This is a genomic window from Flavobacterium sp. KKT103, from assembly GCF_055640565.1.
Genome location: NZ_CM145766.1, coordinates 1700603 through 1722609, shown reverse-complemented (window position 1 = coordinate 1722609; position 22007 = coordinate 1700603). Strand labels below are relative to the sequence as shown.

General features: G+C 35.2%; 20 protein-coding genes. 14 read left to right on the top strand and 6 right to left on the bottom strand.

Annotated features, from left to right (window positions below; translation table 11 throughout):
• Positions 1–8 precede the first annotated feature (8 nt).
• From ACZ2G0_RS07410 to ACZ2G0_RS07395, 4 genes are all read right to left on the bottom strand, one after another.
• Positions 9–785 carry a rhomboid family intramembrane serine protease gene (locus ACZ2G0_RS07410; RefSeq protein WP_470309694.1) on the bottom strand — a complete coding sequence of 259 codons (777 nt, stop codon included), beginning with the start codon at positions 783–785 and terminating at the stop codon, positions 9–11.
• Entirely contained in the window at positions 782–2644 is a 1863-nt protein-coding gene (gene mutL / locus ACZ2G0_RS07405; RefSeq protein WP_470309693.1) for a DNA mismatch repair endonuclease MutL, read from the bottom strand. The genes ACZ2G0_RS07410 and mutL overlap by 4 nt, the downstream gene beginning before the upstream one ends.
• A gap of 163 nt (positions 2645–2807) precedes the next feature.
• A complete protein-coding gene (gene ribH, locus ACZ2G0_RS07400) occupies positions 2808–3380 on the bottom strand; it encodes a 6,7-dimethyl-8-ribityllumazine synthase (RefSeq protein WP_470309692.1) in 573 nt (190 codons plus the stop codon).
• 104 nt (positions 3381–3484) lie between these two features.
• Positions 3485–4261 (bottom strand): tetratricopeptide repeat protein, encoded by a 777-nt coding sequence (locus ACZ2G0_RS07395; RefSeq protein ID WP_470309691.1) that lies wholly within the window; start codon positions 4259–4261, stop codon positions 3485–3487.
• Between the two features lie 234 nt (positions 4262–4495).
• On the opposite strand from ACZ2G0_RS07395, the gene recF reads away from it, so the two are divergent.
• From recF to ACZ2G0_RS07335, 12 genes are all read left to right on the top strand, one after another.
• Positions 4496–5575, top strand: a complete 1080-nt coding sequence (recF, locus tag ACZ2G0_RS07390) for a DNA replication/repair protein RecF (protein ID WP_470309690.1) — start codon at positions 4496–4498, stop codon at positions 5573–5575.
• A 76-nt stretch (positions 5576–5651) separates the two neighbouring features.
• Positions 5652–6350, top strand: coding sequence for a rhodanese-like domain-containing protein (locus ACZ2G0_RS07385; protein ID WP_470309689.1), 699 nt, complete (start codon positions 5652–5654; stop codon positions 6348–6350).
• Between the two features lie 7 nt (positions 6351–6357).
• Complete coding sequence (locus ACZ2G0_RS07380; protein ID WP_470309688.1) at positions 6358–7038, top strand: DUF2461 domain-containing protein; 681 nt, start codon at positions 6358–6360, stop codon at positions 7036–7038.
• 9 nt (positions 7039–7047) lie between these two features.
• The gene (locus ACZ2G0_RS07375) at positions 7048–8118 is read left to right on the top strand and encodes a glycosyltransferase (RefSeq protein ID WP_470309687.1); all 1071 of its coding nucleotides are present in this window, start codon (positions 7048–7050) and stop codon (positions 8116–8118) included.
• A 2-nt stretch (positions 8119–8120) separates the two neighbouring features.
• Positions 8121–9968, top strand: a complete 1848-nt coding sequence (asnB, locus tag ACZ2G0_RS07370; RefSeq protein ID WP_470309686.1) for an asparagine synthase (glutamine-hydrolyzing) — start codon at positions 8121–8123, stop codon at positions 9966–9968.
• Positions 9969–10014: 46 nt separating this feature from the next.
• Positions 10015–11028 (top strand): UDP-N-acetylmuramate dehydrogenase, encoded by a 1014-nt coding sequence (gene murB / locus ACZ2G0_RS07365; RefSeq protein WP_470309685.1) that lies wholly within the window; start codon positions 10015–10017, stop codon positions 11026–11028.
• A gap of 108 nt (positions 11029–11136) precedes the next feature.
• Positions 11137–12243 (top strand): glycosyltransferase, encoded by a 1107-nt coding sequence (locus ACZ2G0_RS07360; protein WP_470309684.1) that lies wholly within the window; start codon positions 11137–11139, stop codon positions 12241–12243.
• The gene (locus ACZ2G0_RS07355) at positions 12234–12785 is read left to right on the top strand and encodes an RNA polymerase sigma factor (RefSeq protein ID WP_470309683.1); all 552 of its coding nucleotides are present in this window, start codon (positions 12234–12236) and stop codon (positions 12783–12785) included. The genes ACZ2G0_RS07360 and ACZ2G0_RS07355 overlap by 10 nt, the downstream gene beginning before the upstream one ends.
• Positions 12786–12970: 185 nt before the next feature.
• Positions 12971–13792: an energy transducer TonB gene (locus tag ACZ2G0_RS07350; protein ID WP_470309682.1), complete on the top strand. Its 822-nt coding sequence runs from the start codon at positions 12971–12973 to the stop codon at positions 13790–13792.
• Positions 13793–14060: 268 nt separating this feature from the next.
• Entirely contained in the window at positions 14061–14930 is an 870-nt protein-coding gene (lipA, locus tag ACZ2G0_RS07345; protein WP_300284567.1) for a lipoyl synthase, read from the top strand.
• Between the two features lie 62 nt (positions 14931–14992).
• Positions 14993–16000: a type I glyceraldehyde-3-phosphate dehydrogenase gene (gene gap / locus ACZ2G0_RS07340; protein WP_470309681.1), complete on the top strand. Its 1008-nt coding sequence runs from the start codon at positions 14993–14995 to the stop codon at positions 15998–16000.
• Between the two features lie 19 nt (positions 16001–16019).
• Positions 16020–18185: a tetratricopeptide repeat-containing hybrid sensor histidine kinase/response regulator gene (locus tag ACZ2G0_RS07335; protein WP_470309680.1), complete on the top strand. Its 2166-nt coding sequence runs from the start codon at positions 16020–16022 to the stop codon at positions 18183–18185.
• Positions 18186–18190: 5 nt separating this feature from the next.
• Here the strand turns inward: ACZ2G0_RS07335 and ACZ2G0_RS07330 are convergent, their stop codons facing one another.
• Positions 18191–19003, bottom strand: a complete 813-nt coding sequence (locus ACZ2G0_RS07330; protein WP_470309831.1) for a purine-nucleoside phosphorylase — start codon at positions 19001–19003, stop codon at positions 18191–18193.
• A complete protein-coding gene (gene lpxK, locus ACZ2G0_RS07325; protein WP_470309679.1) occupies positions 18993–20000 on the bottom strand; it encodes a tetraacyldisaccharide 4'-kinase in 1008 nt (335 codons plus the stop codon). The genes ACZ2G0_RS07330 and lpxK overlap by 11 nt, the downstream gene beginning before the upstream one ends.
• Positions 20001–20102: 102 nt before the next feature.
• Between lpxK and ACZ2G0_RS07320 the strand changes: the two genes are divergently transcribed.
• Both ACZ2G0_RS07320 and ACZ2G0_RS07315 read left to right on the top strand, forming a co-directional pair.
• Positions 20103–21200, top strand: coding sequence for a Nif3-like dinuclear metal center hexameric protein (locus ACZ2G0_RS07320; RefSeq protein ID WP_470309678.1), 1098 nt, complete (start codon positions 20103–20105; stop codon positions 21198–21200).
• A 3-nt stretch (positions 21201–21203) separates the two neighbouring features.
• Positions 21204–21983: a zinc ribbon domain-containing protein gene (locus ACZ2G0_RS07315; protein ID WP_470309677.1), complete on the top strand. Its 780-nt coding sequence runs from the start codon at positions 21204–21206 to the stop codon at positions 21981–21983.
• The last annotated feature ends 24 nt before the right edge of the window (positions 21984–22007 follow it).

Sequence of the window (22007 nt, the reverse complement as noted above, 5' to 3'; positions counted from 1 at the left end):
ACTTTAAATTAATTCCAACGAGTATTATCAAACTGGTTCTTTTTCCAATACCAACTAATTAAGAATCCAAATAATGCACCTCCTACGTGGGCAAAATGTGCAATTCCGGGACCTCCAAATAAAGACTGACCCGATACTCCTAAATAAAGATCTACTGCAACCAAGCCCGGAACAAAATATTTTGCTTTTATAGGAATAGGAATAAACATCAAGGACAATTCAGCATTTGGAAACATGAAAGCAAAGGCTACGATGATACCATAAATAGCTCCTGAAGCTCCTACAACTGTACCTGCAAACGAACTTATGAAATCCTGATATTGCGATGGCGTCAATAATTCTTGCCATTGCGTATTTACTTTACCTTCATTCAAGATTTTAATAATCTCTACTTTCTGAAACCCACTTTGAATAAGCGTAGTAACAGCTTCATTAAAATAATAATAGTTGATTCCAGTATGAATTAAGGCTGCACCTAAACCACAGGAAATGTAAAAAAATAAGAACTTTTTACCTCCCCAAAAATGTTCTAGTGCAGATCCAAAAGAATATAAGGCAAACATGTTAAAGAAAATATGCATAAAACCACCATGCATGAACATGTGCGTAAGCGGCTGCCAGTACTGAAACCCACTATTTTCAGGAAAATACAATGCTAATAATCTGTATGCTGGATTATTTGGATTAAAACTATCTGGCGAAAACCCTCCAACAATTAAAGTTCCAAAATAGAACAATACATTAATAATTAATAACTGTTTTACAGTTTCGGTTATATTTCTCATAGTGCAAATTTTTTATCTAAATCTTCTACCCTCATGGTTATAAAAGTTGGTTTTTGAAAAGGAGAAACATTGGGATCTTTGCAAGCAAAAAGCCCATTGACTAAATTCTCTTGTTCTTTTACAGTTAAACTTGTTCCTGTTTTTACAGCTAAACTTTTGGCCATTGATTTGGCAATAGTATCATTTTGACTAAAGCTGTTTTCAGGAATTCCATCTTCTAAATCACTTAACAACTGTTCTAAAACCATCGAAACCTCACTCTCAGTAATGTTAACCGGTATGCCTGAAATTACAACATGAGCATTGTCCGGTGCTACTTCAAACACAAAACCAGTATTAATTAAAGACAGCTTCAAATCGTCAATTAATTCCATTTCGCTGGACGAAAAAAACAAATCTAAAGGAAATAATAATTGTTGGCTCGAGGCTTGTTGTACCGTCATATTAGTCAAAAATTGCTCGTATAGCACGCGTTGGTGTGCTCTTTGTTGATCTACAATCACCATTCCTGATTTAATGGGAGACACAATGTATTTTTTATGTATTTGATATACGTTTTGCACGGCATGCTCAACTTCCTCATCATTAAACAAAGAGCCTGTTACCTCTTCGGTTTCGAAACTAAGATTAGTAGCTGCTGATTGAAAATGTGTTTCCTGTTTCAAACCCACATATAAACTTTCCCAACTTGCGGTAGGTTCTGGTTTTCTATAGGAACTCGCCGAAGCGTAATGTTTATTTACTTTATCATCTGAAAACGGGTTAAAAGTACTGTTGACTTGAATGGTAGGCGTCTCTCCTTTTAAATCTTTGTAATTATACGGTGTATCTAAGTTCGCATCTCGATCAAAGTCTAAAACTGGCGCAACATTAAACTGCCCTAAGCTGTGTTTAATTGACGACCGTAATATGGCGTACAAGGCATGTTCGTCATCAAATTTAATTTCTGTCTTGGTTGGATGAATATTAATATCAATTGTGTTAGGAGGCACCGTTAAGTATAAAAAATAACTAGGCTGCGCTCCATCTCGCAAAATACCTTCATAAGCAGCCATTACTGCATGATGCAAATAACCACTCTTAATGAAGCGGTCATTCACAAAGAAAAATTGTTCGCCCCTGCTCTTTTTGGCAAACTCAGGCTTACTTACAAATCCTTGAATCGTTACAATTTCTGTTTCTTCCTGTACAGGTACTAATTTTTCATTGGTTTTACCCGAAAAAATATTCACTATCCTTTGACGTAAACTTGAACCCGGCAAATTAAACATTTCACTTCCGTTGTGATAAAAAGTAAAATAAATAGAAGGGTGTGCTAAAGCCACTCGATGAAACTCATCAACAATATGACGAAACTCTACACTATCTGATTTTAAAAAATTGCGTCGTGCCGGAATATTGAAAAATAGATTTTTAACAGCAAATGAGGTTCCTTTGGGTAATACTGCTGCTTCCTGTGATACAAACTTACTCCCTTCAATGATAATTTGAGTCCCTAACTCTTCTTGATCTTGCTTAGTTTTCATTTCAACATGCGCGATAGCAGCAATAGATGCCAGTGCTTCGCCACGAAAACCTTTGGTATTTAATGAAAATAAATCTTCTGCTAGTCTAATTTTAGAAGTTGCATGTCTTTCGAAACACAATCTCGAATCAGTTACGCTCATCCCTTTACCATTGTCAATTACTTGTACCATGACCTTCCCAGCTTCCTTAATGATAAGTTTTATATCCGAAGCATTGGCATCTACAGCATTTTCTAGCAATTCTTTTACAACAGAAGCGGGTCTTTGCACCACCTCTCCGGCAGCAATTTGATTTGCAACATGATCAGGAAGTAATTGGATTATACTTGACATTAAAAATAATTAATTTAAAAAATTATGGGTTTAGGATTCCTTGCAATGGTCACAAATTTAATGAATTTTGGTTGGCTTTAGTGCATCTACCAATCATAATTAAAACAAAAAACCTATACTGATTCAGAAACAGTATAGGCTTAAAATTGAATTATTTAAATTGTTATTCCTCAAGTTTCAGAGGCAAATCTTCAATTTGCAATTGTCCTGAAGCCAATAATGTTGGTTTTTTGTATTCGTGAGTTAAGGAAGCTTGCTGACGGATGAAGGCCATTTTAATCGCTGCAATTGCTGCTTCTGTTCCTTTATTACCGTGGATTCCGCCGCTTCTATCGATAGACTGCTGCATGGTATTATCTGTTAAAACACAAAAAATTACAGGAACATCTGATTGTACATTCAAATCTTTAATTCCTTGTGCTACGCCTTCGCAAACAAAATCAAAATGTTTAGTTTCTCCTTGGATAACACATCCAATGACAATTACTGCATCGACATTTTGCGTTTGTAGCATTTTTTTTGCACCATAAATCAATTCAAAACTTCCTGGAACATTCCATCGAATAATGTGAGCAGCAGGAACTTCGTTATCTAAAAAAGCTTCTTCGGCTCCATTGTACAATCCCTCTGTTATTTCTCCATTCCATTCTGCAACTACAACCCCAAAACGAAAATCCTTTGCTTTTGGTAAGCTGCTTTTGTCATAAACTGATAGATTTTTATTAATCGTTGCCATAATAAATGATATTTAAATTTGACTTAAAAAAAAATTGACAATTACATGTATTAAAATTACTCTTAATAAATGTAATTGTCAATCTTAAAACTTGTTATTTTTTATTATTGAGACAAACCAATCAAAGCATCAACTGAAGCTGCTTCTGGAGCAGTATCAAAGTTGTCTTTGATGTCTGTAAAGTATTTCAACGCCGCTGCTTTATCTCCAAGAGCTAAAGCCGTTTTACCCGCTTTTAATAAGAAACGAGGTGTTGTGAAATCATTTTTATTTGCATCAACTGCTTTAATATAATTCTCTAAAGCTTCTTTTAATTGATTCTTCTGAGCATATGCATCTCCAATTGCTCCTTTAGCTAAAGCACTTAAAACGATATCATCGGAATTAAATTTACCAAGGTAATCAATAGCTTCTGCGTACTTTCCTGTGTTTAAGTAAGCAACTCCCGCATAGTAATTAGCTAAATTTCCTGCATCAGTACCTGAATACTCATCTGCTATTTTAACAAATCCAAATTTACCTTCAGACCCGTTTAAAGACAATTTATATAATGAATCACTCTTTACTCCATCAGTTGCCAATTGAAAGTTTTGTTGTGCAACAAACATTTCATCTGCAGCCTCTAATTGTTTTGGCTCAGCAATAAATTTTTGGTATCCTAAGTACCCTATAGTTAACAAAGCAACAGCTCCTACTAAACCGATGATAATTTTTTGATTTCTAGCAACAAAATCTTCAGTTTTTGAAGCAGTTTCATCTAAAGCTGAAAAAACACCTGCTGTTGTACTATCCTTTTCGTCAATTATTACATTTTCAACAGTAGTATCGTTTACTTCTTTTTCTTTTGGTGCTTTATATCCTCTTTTATTGTAAGTAGCCATTTAAAATTAATTTAGTGAACCGCAAAAATAAAATTTTTATTCAAACTCACGCAATAAATTCAATATTTTATAGTGGAAATAAAAAAATAATTTTGCATCCCCTCGACAAACTAAAATATTTTCGATACAAAAGTTACAGAAGTTTCTTTTATCAATAATTTTCAATAATTTGCAGCCTCTTATTACAAATGCTTCAAAAAAGACAAACACCTCACTGTCAGAGGTTCCATAAAAATGTATCTAAAAAAAATTTCATTATTCAACTATAAAAACTTCGCAGAGGCTAATTTTGAGTTCGAAGGTAAAATTATATGCTTCGTAGGTAAAAATGGAATCGGCAAAACCAATGTTTTGGACGCTATCTACCATTTAGCCTATGGTAAAAGCTATTTTAATCCGCTTGCGGTTCAAAATATCAAGCACGGAGAGGAGTTTTTTGTCATTGACGCTGAGTTTGTTAAGAACGAAAGAACCGAACAAGTTGTTTGTAGCTTAAAAAAAGGACAAAAAAAAGTACTCAAACGCAATAGTAAAGCGTATGAAAAATTCTCTGACCATATAGGATTCATACCCTTGGTCATCATTTCACCAGCAGATAGAGATTTAATCGTAGAAGGAAGTGAAACACGCCGTAAATTCATGGATAGTGTTATTTCTCAGCTTGACTCGAACTATTTACAAAAATTGATTCAGTATCAAAAAGTAATGAGTCAACGCAATGCATTATTGAAATATTTTGCTCTTAATCATGTTTTTGAAAATGACACTTTGTCTATTTACAACGAACAGTTAATGGAATACGGGACATACATTTTTCAAAAACGAAAAGAATTTATTGCTTCATTTGTACCTATTTTCAATAACCATCACCACGCAATTACTGGCTCTGCCGAAAGCGTTCAATTAGTTTATGATAGTCAGTTATTTGAAAACGATTTGCGATTATTATTAGAACAAAACATCAATAAAGATCGAGCGCTTCAGTACACCAGTGTAGGTATTCATAAAGATGACCTATCCTTTGAAATTGACAATCATCCTATTAAAAAATTTGGCTCTCAAGGCCAACAAAAATCCTATTTGATTGCTTTAAAATTAGCACAATTCGAGTTCTTGAAAAAGCAAAGTGGCGTTAAACCCATCTTGTTGTTCGATGATATTTTTGATAAGCTTGATGAAGAAAGAGTTTCTAAAATAATTGCCATGGTCAATAGCGATAGTTTTGGACAATTATTCATCTCGGATACACATCCTGAACGAACGGAAAGCATCGTGAAATCGACACATCAGTCTTACCAAGTTTTTAATTTATAAGCGGATATTTTTAACAACAATAGCGCTTACGTACTTGTAATTTAGTTATTTTTGTAAAGTACTTAAATCTAACATTATGAATTCACAACCTAAACTTATACTGCTTTCTATCTTTTTTGTTTGTTTTTCCAGCCTGGCACAACAATCGATTAAAAGCAAAACGATTGCCCCATTGGAATTTGCAGAAAATATTAATAATACGCTAGGAACTCAAATCCTTGATGTCAGAACTCCTGAAGAATTCAATTTAGGGCATATTGAAAATGCTTTAAACATCAATTGGTTAGGAACAACTTTTGTTGCGGATACAAAAAAACTAGATAAAAAAAATCCAGTCTATGTTTATTGTAAAAGCGGTAATCGAAGCAGCAAGGCTGTTAAAAAACTAGAAGAATTAGGTTTTGAAACTATTATTGAGCTCGAGGGAGGCTATACACAATGGCAATTAACCTCTTTTAACAAGCCAAATACACCAATAATAGGAATGTCAATCCAAGAATTCAATCACCTTTTGGAATCTGAAAAAGCAGTCTTAATTAACTTTACAGGAAACTGTACTTCGTGTCAAAAAATGGAATCCATCATTTCAAAACTAGGAAAAGAGCAAGCTGATAGAGTTCAAATAATTACTATCGATTTCGAGAAAAATAAAACGATAGCAGCTGAATTAGAAGTTAACAACCTACCCGCACTACTCCTTTATAAAAATAAGAACCTTAGTTGGAGACAGTCGGGCGTTGTTACTGAAGAAGAATTAAAAAAACAACTGCAATAAACAAAGTATGCTAACCTCCCAAACCATAGAGTTCCTGAAGGACCTAAAAGCGAATAACAACCGTGATTGGTTTTTAGAAAACAAAAAAAGATACGAACTTTTTAAAAAGGACTATCAGCAAATTGTTTCCGATTTACTAGCAGTCATGAAGCCATTAGACCCTTCACTTGAAATATTGGAAGTCAAAAATTGTACTTTTAGAATCAATAGAGACATTCGATTCTCTAAAGATAAAACTCCCTATAAAACTCATTTAGGAATATGGATGCCTTGTGGCAGGGTAAAAGAAAAAAACAGTCCTGGTTATTACATACATTTGGACCAAGAAGAAGCCTTTATTGCTGGCGGACTATACGCTCCAGAAGCAGATGAATTAAAAAAAATTAGAAAAGAAATTGCCTTTTTCTATGAAGACTTAGAAGAAATTTTGAACGAAAAAGAATTTAAAAAAGTATTCCAAGACTTTGATAGAAATGAACGTAGCTTACTTAAAAATCCCCCAAGAGGATACGAAAAAGAGCATCCCGCCATTGAATTTTTAAAATTAAAAAGTTTCGAAACCTCATTTAAAATAAAATTCAATGATGTTACTAAAAAAGAGTTTGTTCCTACGGTTTCCAAAAAGCTGATCTTACTAAAACCTTTAAACGAGTTTTTAAGAAGGGCACTAAACGCTGAAGAAGCTTAAAACAAGTACATGAAGAAAAGAAAAATACTTTTTCTTGGAGAATCTTATCGAGCAGATGCTATTACTTGGATAAATGGCCTGAAGGAATATGGCGATTTTGAAATTATATGTTGGGAATTAAAAACTCCTAGTACGACTTTTTTAAACCGTATTTTACGCATTGCTGAATTCAACCTTGCTTATTTTAAAATTAAAAAAATAATCCAGGATGAAAAACCGGATATGGTAATCGCAGAGAGGACAACTAGTTATGGCTTTTTAGCCGGTATATCTAGGATTCGACCATCGGCAATTGCGCAACAAGGCATAACTGATTTATGGCCTTCTCATTCCATTTTACTACCATTAAAAAAAATAATTCAAAATTATGCCTTTTCAAAGGCAACATTAATTCATGCTTGGGGTCCTGCTATGACCGTTTCTATGGCTAAAGCCAAAGTTGATATGAACAAAGTGATGGTGTTACCCAAGGGGATTAATTTAGAAAAATTCAGTACTGGGAATGCTGCCCTACCAACTAAAATTCATGCTATAGTTACCCGATCACTACTGCCGGAGTATAGCCATGATATTATTCTTAAAGCATTTGAAATAGTAAACCAGAGTGGCATAGATTTCGTATTAACTATTATAGGAGATGGAAGAAAATTTCCTTGCATAAATGCTTTAACCAAAAAATTAAAAATTGCCGATAAGGTAGTTTTCACAGGAAGAATTTCAAATACCGAATTACCCGAGTTACTAAAAAAGTCAAATTTTTACATCAGTATGCCAACGACCGAAGGAGTATCGGCCTCCTTGTTTGAAGCAATGGCCTGCCAAGCCTACCCAATTGTAACAGATATAGTAGGAAATCAAAGTTGGATTGCACATCGAGTAAACGGACAGCTAGTGGCTGTAAATGATTATAAGATGCTGGCAGAAGAAATAATTTGGGCTTTTAATAATATCAAATACCGAGAAAATGCAATTCACCACAACAGACTTTTGGTGGAAAGCAAAGCCAATTACCAAACCAATATGAAAGCAATTGCCCAAAAATACCACGAACTTATTACTGCACACAGCTTAAACAAATAACTATGTGCGGAATTAACGGAATACTTCACTTTCAATCAGAACGAAAAGTTGATGAGCATACGCTGACCAAAATGCGTGACTCGTTAGCTCATCGTGGACCTGACGACCAAGGATTATTTATTGATAAAAATGTTGGTTTTGGCCACAGGAGACTATCGATCCTTGATGTTTCTGCAGCCGGTCACCAACCTTTTCTCTCTGAAGATAAGCGGTTCATTATGGTTTACAATGGTGAGATCTATAACTACAAGGAATTTTATCCCGAATTAAGAAGTAATGGCTTTTCGATTCGAACAAATTCGGATACCGAAGTTCTTTTGAAATTATACCAAATGCATGGTCTAAAAATGCTTCAACGCCTTAATGGAATGTTTGCTTTTGCCATTTGGGATACCCTAGAAAAAAAACTGATTGTAGTTAAAGACAGAATGGGAGTTAAACCACTCTATTATGCTATCTACAATGAAACTTTTTATTTTGCCTCCGAGCAAAAAGCCCTCTTTACTGCTGGCGTACCACTTAAAATTGCAAAAGAAGGATTAGAAGAATACATTTTTAATCGTTTCGTCGCAGGGGAAGGCACACTGTATGAAAACATCAATAAAGTGCTTGCAGGTCACAGTATGACAGTATATGCAAGTGGTAGAATTGAAACTGAAAAATGGTGGGATTTAAAAACAGAAATTCAAAATCAAACTCCAATTAAGGATCCGCTGGAATGGTTCTCCTCCACCTTTGATGAATCGGTACGATTGCGAATGGTGAGTGATGTACCTGTTGGTGTGCTTTTGAGTGGTGGCTTAGACTCCTCCTCTATTTTAGCTAGCTTAAAAAAACAGCAATTTCAAAACATCCAATCTTTTACCATAGGCTTTAAAGAAGAAGAACACAACGAGGCACATCTTGCCAAAATGCTTAGCGAAAAATTAGCATATGGCTTTCATACCCTTCAATTGGAAGACCAAGCGCTGCACGACAAACTCGTACAAGCTACTTACTTCCAAGACGAACCTATAATGCATCTGAACGAGCCACATCTTTTAGCCATTTCGGACCTGGCCAAATCATCTGTAAAAGTATTACTCTCAGGCGAAGGTGCTGATGAATTAATGGGTGGATACGTTCGTTATAAAGCGCTAGAATACCCCTCATTATTGAGCTCTATTGCTACCCTTGGCTCCCTAGATCTTTTTAACAAAACAGCCCGATTCGAAAAATTAGGCCGTTACGCTAAGATGAGTAAAAAATCAGATTTAATCCTTTTTAATAGTTGCAACATCTATCCGGCTGATATCGCTGCGCAATTTGGTATTAATTCTCCTCCTAAAAATGAATACCGAATCCAAATCTACAAAGAAGCTAAAGAACTTTACCCTGGTAATTTAAGAAGGCAAGCGCTTTATTTTGACCAACAAACCTACCTTCGCTCGCTACTGCACCGCAATGATAGAGCTACAATGGGTGCCTCGATAGAATGCCGAGAACCCTTTTTAGATCAACGACTCATCACAGGTTTAGGTTCATTAGAGGACAAATGGCTATTTACAGGAAAAAAGGGGAAATTTATCCTAAAATCAGCTATGCAGGATCAATTGCCCGAAGAAATATTAAAGTTTAAAAAAGTAGGACTCAGCGCTCCATGGGGAGATTACTTAGTTAATAGTTCGGTTTTTAAAGATGAACTCACCTCTTTTGCAACGAGTACTATTTTTGATATGCCCTACTTGCAAAATATAAATAGCAAAGCACTTGTTGATCGCTTGAAAAAAGGCGACCCTACCATGACTGCTTTTATTATGCCTTTATTTATGATGCATATCTGGATGAAAAATTATGTAACTCAATTTTAATGTTTACTTTTGACCTTTAAAATTCGCAATAAAAGCAACAGTTTTCATGGAGATAAAAAGCAACTTTTCCTTAAAAAATTACAATAGTTTTGGTATCGATGTAAAGGCAAAACAATTTATCGCCGTGCACTCAATTCCAGAATTAATTACTGTTTTAGGAGAAAATCAAACAGCCAAAAAATTTATTTTAGGAGGTGGAAGCAATATGCTACTAACTAAAGATATTGATGCTTTAGTGATACATGTTGACTTAAAAGGAAAAAAAATAGTAGAGGAAAATGATAGCTTCGTTTGGATTGAATGTCAAGCAGGAGAAAACTGGCATGAATTTGTATTATGGACCATCGATCAAGACTTTGGTGGATTGGAAAACATGTCCCTAATTCCCGGAAATGTGGGTACGACTCCTGTTCAAAATATTGGCGCCTATGGTACGGAAATCAAAGACACGATGGTTTCTTGTAGTACAATCTCAATTAAGGATCAAACTATCCGATCTTTTACCAATGCTGATTGCAATTTTGGCTACCGCGAAAGTGTTTTTAAAAATGAATATAAGGACCAATTTATCATAAGTTCAGTAGTTTTTAAATTAACCAAGAAAAATCATAAGATCAACACTTCCTATGGCGACATCACTGGAGAATTGTCTAAAAAAGGAATTTCAAATCCCAATTTAAAAGACGTTAGTGATGCTGTAATTGCGATCCGAAAAAGCAAATTACCCGATCCAAAGGAATTAGGTAATAGTGGAAGCTTTTTTAAAAATCCGATAGTGCTAAAAAAAGATTTCAATCCTATCCATCAAAAATTCCCTGAGATGAAATATTATGAAATTTCAGATACAGCAGTTAAAGTACCCGCAGGTTGGCTAATTGAGCAAGCTGGGTTCAAAGGAAAACGATTTGGCGATGCTGGAGTTCATAAAAACCAAGCATTAGTTTTAGTGAATTATGGGCAGGCTACCGGTCAAGAGATTTTGGAGGTTGCAAAGGATATTCAAAATACTGTATTTGCAAAATTTGGCATCCAAATCGAAGCAGAAGTCAACGTAATTTAAGCCAAATTAAGTTTGTAGAAATAACGAATAGATTTACCATTTTATCATTTATTTTTAGCAATTCTATTCATACCTTTGCCACCGATTTAAACAACCTATAAAACTCTAATGCTTATACTAATTCTCTACTTTTTTATTGCTGTTGTAGCTATTCAAATACTGTACTATCTAGTTGTTTTTGGGAAATTTGCTTTCGCAAAAGGGCAAACGGTTACGCCCAAACGCATTCCTATTTCGGTAATTGTGTGCGCCAAAAACGAAGAAGAAAACGTAGTGAAATTTATTCCGCTATTGGCTGAGCAGGATTATCCTGATTTTGAAATTGTTTTAATAGACGACGCTTCTAGCGATGACACTTTAGAACGTTTTGAAGAATTTGAAAAGCAGTACAGCAATATTCGCTTGGTCAAAGTAGAAAATAACGAAGCCTTTTGGGGGAACAAAAAATATGCTTTAACGCTAGGAATCAAAGCAGCTAAAAAAGATTATTTATTGTTTACTGATGCTGATTGTTATCCAACCTCTAAAAATTGGATTACAGCCATGAGTTCCCAATTTACCATGCAAAAAACTATTGTTTTAGGATATGGAGGATACGAGAGGATCAATAATTCTTTTCTAAATGTCTTGATTCGATTTGAAACCGTTTTAACAGCCATGCAGTATTTTTCCTGGGCAAAAATAGGACGTCCTTACATGGGAGTAGGTCGCAATTTAGCTTATAAAAGAGAGGAGTTTTTTAATGTAAATGGTTTTATTAATCATATTCAGGTGCGATCAGGAGATGACGACTTGTTTATAAACGAAGCTGCAACCGCTAAAAATTGCACAATAGCTTTTACACCCGAAAGCTTTACACGCTCTAAGCCAAAAACAACATACAGCCAGTGGTTTACTCAAAAAAGAAGACATATAGCTACGGCCAAGCATTATAAAAAACTAGACCAACTGCAGCTAGGTACATTTTACTGCAGCCAATTATTGTTTATTGTACTACCAATTGTGCTACTATCATTTCAATTTCAGTGGATGATTGTGGTTGGCCTAATCGCACTGAGATATCTTTGCGCATGGATCGTAGTAGGTTGTACTGCAGGAAAACTTAAAGAAAAAGATTTAAAATACTGGTTTCCCATCATAGAGCTAGTTCTTATCTTGACGCAAATCAATATCTTTATAACAAATATCTTCTCAAAACCCGTAAATTGGAAATAAAAACTCAAATAGAAAAAGCAAAAAAAGGCGACCAAACGGCCTTCACCTTTCTATTGAACCATTACTGGAATGAAGTTTACGGATTCATGCTCAAACGCACTGAAAACGAAACAAATGCTGAAGATATTACCATTGAAACTTTTTCGAAAGCATTTGACAAAATAACTACTTACAATCCTAATTTTCAATTCAACACCTGGTTAATAAGTATTGCTAAAAATGTGCATATCGACTTATTGCGCAAAAAAAAATCAAGCCTTTTTATAGAAATGACGGATCGCGAAGATCAAAAAGCCTATAATATTGCTGACACTACACTATCTGCAGAAGATGAATTAATTCGAGAACAAAATCTATCTCGTTTGTTGCGATACATCAAAGAATTGAAACCACACTACCAAGAAGTAATTCAACTGCGTTATTTTCAAGAAATGACGTACCAAGAAATAGCCAATACCATTAATGAGCCTTTAAGCAGCGTTAAAGTAAAACTACTCAGGGCTAAAAAATTGTTAGCTGAAATCATTACCAGTAAGCGATAACCTTTACTATTCTGCACCAAAAACAATCCATCACTTAAATAATTGTAAAAATTTAACTGATTAAGTGTATTTGTATTTAAAATTTAACTAAATTAGTATACTATAATTCTTATTATTCCGTTATACTTTAAAATTAAGCAATCGCCTATGATCTAATAGTTACTTAACCTTTAAATCCAATTACCATGTCTAAACTTAGCCTCTACGAAAACAACTGGATTAATCTAGTATTCGAAAACAGAAACCAAGAGTATGGAGCGTTTCAACTACGTCAACAAAGTACTAAAACCTCTTTGATTGCACTGTTCATGGGTGTATTACTATGTGCATCGTTAGCATCGCTACCACATGTAATCAGCACAATTTTTCCTGACAAAATTATTCCGGATGTATTGCCTCAAATCACAGATAAAATTATTGAGGTGACCAAAATTTATCCTACTGAAGTTAAGCCAGTAGTTCCCATTGCTCCAAAACCATTGCAAGCACAACCTGCAGCTGTGGTTACTACAAAACAACTAACAAATCCTGTCATTGTAAAAGCACCATTAGCAACACAAGACGTTCCTAAAAACATCGAAATCATTGCTAATCCCTCTACTGCAACTACAGGAAGTAGTACTGGCACCGGAATAAGCACACCACAAGTGACTAGTGGCAGTGGCACTGCTCCAGTTGACTATGGCAATACGGTTGTAACTAGTGCAGCACTTGATAAACTGCCGGAATTCCCTGGAGGAATAGGCAAGTTTTACACCTTTGTTGGACGAAATTTTGAAAGCCCTGAAGTAGCTAGTGATAAAAACATTAAAATCTATGTTTCGTTTGTTGTTGAAAAAGACGGGAGTATGACTGACATTCAAGTAAAAAACGATCCTGGTTATGGACTTGCTATAGAAGCAATACGAGTTTTAAAATCTTTAAAAACGAAGTGGCTGCCTGGAATGATCGATTCCAAACCAGTGCGAACCGCCTACAACTTACCGATAACCGTTCAAGTAAACTAATACTAAAAGGCATAATCTTCCTGATTATGCTTTTTTTTTGAAAATTAGTTAGGAACGAATTCGCATGTCCTAGCCCAGATAGCAGCGGCATCGTACTTTTCTAGAAAGCGGTTTTTACCGCAGTTTTAGAAAAGGACATATAGCGGATAGCTGGATTAAGCTCCTAATAAAAAAAATAATTTATTCAAAAACCAGATAAACCTTGGGTTATTAAAATCGGTATTTTAATTCCGCTTTCCGTATCTTTGCACTATTGAAATTTAAAATTATGGAAACTGTTTTAGAAAATAAATTACCTACAAGCAAACCGAAATGGCTAAAGGTAAAACTCCCTATAGGACAAAAATATACTGAACTTCGCGGACTTGTTGATAAATACAGCCTTAACACTATATGCACATCAGGTAGTTGCCCTAATATGGGGGAATGCTGGGGTGAAGGAACTGCTACGTTCATGATTTTGGGTAACACTTGTACTCGTTCTTGTGGATTTTGCGGTGTAAAAACAGGTCGCCCAGAAACAGTTGATTGGGATGAGCCTGAAAAAGTAGCCCGTTCTATAAAAATTATGAACATCAAGCATGCTGTGATTACTAGTGTGGATCGAGATGACCTAAAAGATGGTGGGTCTATCATATGGATTGAGACGGTAAAAGCAATACGCCGCATGAATCCAACCACTACTCTTGAAACTCTTATTCCGGATTTTCAGGGAATGGAAATCAACCTAGATCGAATCGTTGCTGCTAATCCTGAAGTTGTTTCACACAATATGGAAACTGTACGCAGACTTACTCGCGAGGTTCGTATCCAAGCAAAATACGATCGAAGCTTAGAAGTCTTACGTTACCTGAAAGAAAAGGGAATCAATAGAACAAAATCTGGAATTATGCTTGGCCTTGGAGAACAGGAAGAAGAAGTTTTTCAAACTATGAGAGACTTGCGTGAAGCTAACGTGGATGTTGTAACCATTGGACAGTATTTACAACCCAGTAAAAAGCACTTGCCGGTAAAGGAATTCATAACTCCTGAACAGTTTGCTAAATATGAGCAATACGGTTTAGAATTAGGTTTTCGCCATGTAGAAAGTGGTCCGCTTGTACGCTCTTCATACAAAGCACAAAAGCACATTTTATAGTTAAAGAACTAAAGTCAGAAAGTCGAAAGATCTAAAACACTGACTTTAGGTCTTTTTACTTTATGACATTACAAACTATGATAAGAATTGCCATAAACGGTTTTGGACGCATTGGTAGAAATGTATTTCGCCTGCTTTTAAACCATCCTACCATTGAAGTTGTAGCTATTAACGACATCGCTGACACCAATACGATGGCTCATTTATTGAAGTACGACAGTATTCATGGTGTTTTGCCTCAGAAAGTAGTTCCTGACGCAAGTGGTTTTACTATTGAAGACAAACACTTTTTGTTTTTCCATGAAAAAAACATTTCTAATTTAGATTGGAAAAGCATCGGTATTGATTACGTTATCGAATCTACAGGAAAATATAAAACCTTTGAAGAAATTAACGCTCATATAGTGGCTGGAGCTAAAAAAGTAATCTTATCCGCTCCATCAGAAGTAGATGCTATAAAAACAGTGGTACTAGGAGTAAATGAAAACATACTAGACGGTACTGAAACTATCATCTCTAACGCCAGCTGTACGACTAATAATGCAGCTCCCATGGTTAAAGTTATTGATGAGCTATGCGGAATAAAGGAAGCTTATATCACAACCATACATTCCTTTACGACAGATCAAAGCCTACACGATCAACCACACAAGGACCTACGGAGAGCCAGAGGCGCTAGCCAATCGATTGTTCCAACAACTACGGGTGCAGCGAAGGCTATAACAAAAATTTTTCCTACATTAGAGGGCAAAATAGGTGGTTGCGGAATTCGCGTCCCTGTTCCAGATGGATCACTAACCGATATTACATTTAATGTAAAACGAGCAGTCACTATTGAGGAGATAAATGCCGCGTTTAAAAATGCAGCTCAAAACAGCTTAAAGGGAATCCTAGATTATACAGAGGACCCAATCGTATCTGTCGATATAATAGGAAATAGAAATTCTTGTTTATTCGATGCACAACTCACCTCGGTTATTGACAAGATGGTAAAAGTAGTGGGCTGGTACGATAATGAAATTGGATATTCATCACGCATAATTGATTTAATAGAACTGACCAAAAACTAGCGCTAACACTAAGCTTAAGATGAAAAACAGCTGGATTTTTATTCTTTTTTTAAGTTCCTTTCTTTATGCTCAGCATAAAGAAACTTTAGATAGCGTCAAATATTATGAAGACCTAGCCGAGGCTAATATTCAAATCAACAAATTTAAAAATGCGCTTTTCTATACCCAGAAAGCCATTGATTATGCCGAAGAAAATAAAGATGTAAAAGCACAAGCGACACAAACATTGCGCCTTGGGAAAATTTACTTTGATCTCCAAAGGTATTCAACTGCTGAGGAATCGCTTTCTAAAAGTTTAACACTATTTGAATCGTTACCCCCTACCATTCAATATGCAGAAGCCAATTATTATATAGGCCTAACCGAAGTACAAAACAGCAACTACAAAGCCGCTAAGACTTATTTCAATAAAGCGCTGTCCATCAGTAAACTTTTGAAAATCGATAAAACGATTGATCTCATCAACTTACAGAAAGCAATAATTTTAAGGAAAGAGAATGCTCTCGAAGAAGCAGCCCTTTTATTTAACACTATTATCAGCAAACCAAACAGTGATGCATTAAACGATACCAAAGCGGAAGCATTGTATCAAATGGGATTGGTAGAATTAGCTAAAAACCGAATTAATTTAGCCTTAAACTACTACAACAAAGCGCTAGAATTAAATAAAAACACCCAAAACCTAGAGCAGAAATCTAATATTCTACTAGCCATTAGTATTGCTTATGAAAAGCAATTGGATAAAAGCAATGCCTATCTTTATTTAAAACAACACCTCAACCTAAAAGAGAGTTTAGCACTATTAAACAATGAAAAATTAGGTATCGACGATTACGAGAATTTTAAAGAGTCGCAAAGACTAGATAAGGAAGCGAAAATTTACAAACAAAAAAAGGAAGATGAAAAAACCAATAAGTTTTTCAAACTCATCAATATCCTAGCCATTTCATTGATTTCAATTTTGTCCCTTTTAAGCCTCTCCCTATATAAGCATAACATTGTACGAAATAAAACCAACTTACTACTCAATGAAAAAAACACTGAGTTAATGATTGCTAAAGAAAAAGCAGAAAAAGCCTCGCAAGCACGATCCGAATTTCTTTCAATTGTAAGTCATGAATTAAGAACACCACTTAATGCTATCAATGGTATAACGCATTTATTACTGGAAGAAAACCCTAAAAAATCACAACTTCATTACCTTTCCTCCCTACAATTCTCAGGCAACTATCTCACAACTTTTATTAATGATATTTTAGAAATCAATCGGATAGAATCGAACAGGGTTGAACTCGAAAAAATTTCGTTTAATTTAAAGCAACTCCTTGAAGATATTAAAAACTCGCTGCTGGAAGTCGCTATAAAAAACAACAATAATTTTGAACTAATAATCGACGATGCCATTCCTGAAAACTTATATGGAGACACGACAAAACTCTCTCAAATTTTCATGAATTTAATCAACAATGCCTTGAAATTTACAAAAAATGGTAGTGTTACTATTCGTGCCACTTTACTATCCTTTCAGGAAGAAAACACGGCTGTTTCTTTTCAAATTGAAGATACCGGAATTGGAATCGCTCCTGACAAATTAGAAACGGTTTTTGAAAATTTCGCACAAGGCTCCGTTGAAATTAACAGAAAATACGGCGGAACCGGATTAGGACTCACCATTGTTAAAAAACTGACCACTTTATTAGGAGGACAAATTAAACTGAAGAGCACATTAGGAAAAGGATCCTTGTTTACTGTAGAATTACCGTTTGAAGTAGATAAAAACAAAGAAATTAAAAAAGAAATTAAGTTAACTCGTGATTTATCGATGTTAGCAGACAAAAAAGTACTCATTGTTGAAGACAACAAAATCAATCAAATGATTACTCGGCGAATGCTTGAAAGTAAAGGTATTCTTTGCGAAGTAATCGATAATGGCGAAGACAGTATAGAAGCTGTTCAGGAAAACTATTTTGACTTGGTACTGATGGATGTGCACTTACCCGGTATTAATGGCACCGTGGCTACGCAGAAAATACGGGAATTCAATTCAAAAATCCCCGTGATTGCCTTAACTGCAATTTCTCTTGATGAAAACAGAGAAATGTTACTTTCTTTTGGAATGAATGATGTTGTTACCAAACCATTCATCCCTGAAGAATTTTATGCTGCTTTAGTTCGTAATATTTAAAAGAACTAATAATTCAAAATCAAACTTTTAATCAAAGCTCTAACTTTCGGCTCTGCATTTTGTGCGGCTTCAAGTACTTCATCATGAGAGATGGTATCAATACTCTCTTCATTCCCCATATCAGTAATGATGGACACTCCAAAAGTCTCCACATCCATATGACGGGCTACAATAACCTCTGGCACAGTCGACATTCCTACGCAATCAGCACCCAGAATTTTTACCATTTTGTACTCAGCTAACGTTTCAAAAGTAGGACCTTGTAATCCAAAATAAACACCGTCTTGCACGGCTACGCCCAGTTCAATTGCCAATTCTTTGGCTTTTACAATCATTTGGCGCGAATAAGGTGCGCTCATATTTACAAATCGAGGACCAAAACGCTCATCGTTTTTACCTCTTAACGGATGCTCAGGAGCAAAATTAATATGGTCTTTAATAATCACAATATCGCCAACTTTGTAATTAGGGTTCACTCCTCCTGATGCATTAGAAACAATCAATTTGCTCACTCCTATATACTTCATCACACGTACTGGAAAAGTTACCTCCTCCATCGAGTATCCTTCATAAAAATGAAAACGCCCTTGCATGGCAACTACCTTTTTGTCTCCAATAGTCCCAAATACAAGCGCTCCTTTATGACCTTGAACTGTCGATACAGGAAAATTAGGTATTTCGTTATATGGCAAGGTAAAAACTACCTCCATATCATCGGTAAAACTCCCTAAACCTGAACCTAGTATTACACCATATTCAGGATTGAAATCATTTACACTTTTTATAAATTCTACTGTTTCTTGCACTTTATCCCACATAATCATTTATCGTTTTATTAAAATTTTGGCCTTCATTTATAAAAGCACTTTGTATTGGTAAGTAAAAAAGCTGTTCTATTGGCAAACGCCCTTTTAGTCTTACATAATCTTTCTCAGTGGTAACAATAATGTTACTTTCTGCTTTATTTTTTATAGTAGCTAAATCACTATCGGTAAAATCATGATGATCCGGATAGGATAAACAAATGTCGTTCTCTCCTTTTAAAAACTCAAAAAAAGAATCTGGTTTTGCAATTCCCGCTAGGAGCACCTTTGTTTGTTTTGTCACTACATCTCTTTTAATAGAAGACTGTTCCGAAAAAACCAAATCATCGTATTTGATATAACTAAAATACAATTCCTGATTATCGTCCAATTTTAATTTAGCTTTGATCTTCTTTTGTTCTTCCACTGATAAGGTAGGTGGACATTTTGTTACAATCACCACTTTGGCTCTCTTGGCACCGCTCCTACTCTCTCGTAAATTCCCCGCTGGCAGCAAGTAATCATCACAATACAATTCCTTGTAAGTTGTGAGTAAAATATACAAACCTGCTTTTACCTTCCGGTGTTGGTAGGCATCATCAAGTAGGAGTATTTCGGGTTTATTCTTTTGCGCAAGCAAGGTTTCTATTCCGTTTTTACGATTCGCATCGACGGCAACCTGAATGGATTTGAACTTACTATAAAATTGATAAGGCTCATCTCCAATGGTCGATGCACTAGCAGTAGCATCTGCTAAAACAAAGCCTTCCGTCTTACGTTTGTACCCTCGACTTAAAGTTGCTACTTTATAATTAGGTTCTAATAAGCGAATCAAGTATTCAATTTGTGGTGATTTACCCGTTCCTCCAACACTTAAATTACCAACAACAATTGTGGGTACTGCAAATGAGTACGACTTCAGAACTCCAATATCAAAAAGAAAATTCCTAATGGCAGTAACAATTCCGTAAAGAACACTAAAGGGAAATAGTATTTTTCTAAGTGCATTCATAGTACGAAAGTATATTTTTTATTTTAAAATTGATTCCTTTATTCGTTAATTTGTTCTTTACATCCCTTTCACGCTCTAGCAGCATTAAATAAAAACTACTACATGTACAAAATTAAAGAAATACTAGCGGTACTCGATCAAATGGCACCGCTAGCCTATGCCGAAGATTTTGATAACGTTGGTCTACTCGTAGGAGATCAAGAAGCAATAGCCACAGGAGCGCTAGTTTGTCATGATGCACTGGAGAGTGTAATCGATGAAGCCATCGCTCAAAACTGTAATTTGGTGGTTTGCTTTCATCCGATTCTTTTTTCCGGACTCAAAAAAATCACAGGAAAAAACTATGTCGAGCGTGCTATTATAAAGGCTATAAAAAATGACATTGCAATCTATGCCGTTCATACTGCACTTGATAACCATAAAGAAGGAGTTAATAAAATATTTTGTGACGCTTTAGGGCTTATCAACACTAAAATATTAATCCCGAAGCAAAAATTCATTTACAAACTAGTTACCTACACTGTACCTGAAAATGCAGCTGCGGTCCGTACTGCATTATTCGCAGCAGGAGCCGGCAATATAGGTAACTACGATAATTGCAGCTTTAGCTCAAACGGTAGTTTTACTTTTAGAGGCAATGAAGACAGCAATCCCGTTATTGGAGAAAAAGGAAAGGTACATACAGGCGAAGAAATTAAGATTGAAGTTATTTTTGAAAAATATTTAGAATCTAAAATCTTAAAAGCCCTTTTTACTGCACACCTTTACGAGGAAGTTGCCTATGAGATCTATGAAATGCAAAATTCACATCAACATATAGGTCTTGGAATGATTGGTGAATTAACAACGCCAATGAACGAGACTGACTTCCTAATCGAAGTTAAAAACAAAATGCAAGCAGATGGAATTAGACATTCGGCCTTTTTGCAGAAACCTATAAAAAAAGTTGCAGTACTAGGTGGATCTGGAAGTTATGCTATAAAAAATGCAATTATGGCTGGAGCCGATGCTTTTTTAACGGCTGATTTAAAATACCATCAGTTTTATGAAGCCGAAAACAAGCTACTTTTGGCCGATATTGGACATTTTGAGAGCGAACGGTATACAAAAAATTATATTGTTGATTTTCTTCGGAAAAAAATCCTTAATTTTGCAATCATTTTATCTGAAGAAAATACAAATCCAGTTAAGTACTTATAGAATATGGCGAATACGAAAGAATTAAGTGTTGAGGACAAGTTAAGAGCAATTTACGATTTACAGTTAATTGACTCTAGAATTGACGAAATTAGAAATGTACGAGGTGAACTACCTTTAGAAGTGGAAGATCTAGAAGATGAAGTTGCTGGTTTAAGCACGCGTTCTGAAAAATTGAAAAGTGAACTTGAGGTAATCGAGGATCTTATTAAAGGAAAAAAGAATAGCATTGATGAGCACAAAGAGGCTATCAAAAAATACACAAAACAACAAGAAACAGTTCGTAACAATAGAGAATTCAACTCTTTAACTAAAGAGGTAGAATTCCAAGAGCTTGAAATTCAATTAGCTGAAAAGCAAATGAAGGAAATGAAAGCGTCTATTGAACACAAAAAAGAGGTGATTGCTCAATCTAAAGAAAGATTGGAATTAAAATCGAACCACTTGAAACATAAAAAGCTGGAATTAGATGCTATCATGGCAGAAACAGCTAAAGAAGAAGCCTTTTTAACAGAGAAATCTGCTGAATATGAAGCGTTAATCGAAGAGCGTTTATTAACAGCATACAAAAGAATTCGTTCTAGCGTACGCAACGGCTTAGCAGTTGTATCTATCGAAAGAGGAGCGTCTGCAGGTTCATTCTTTACGATTCCTCCTCAAACACAAGTAGAGATCGCTTCAAGAAAAAAAATCATCATCGATGAGCATTCAGGCCGAATACTAGTAGATAGTATGCTAGCCGATGAAGAAAAAGAAAAAATGGAAAATTTATTCTCTAAATTTTAATTATATTTAAGTCCCGATACACAT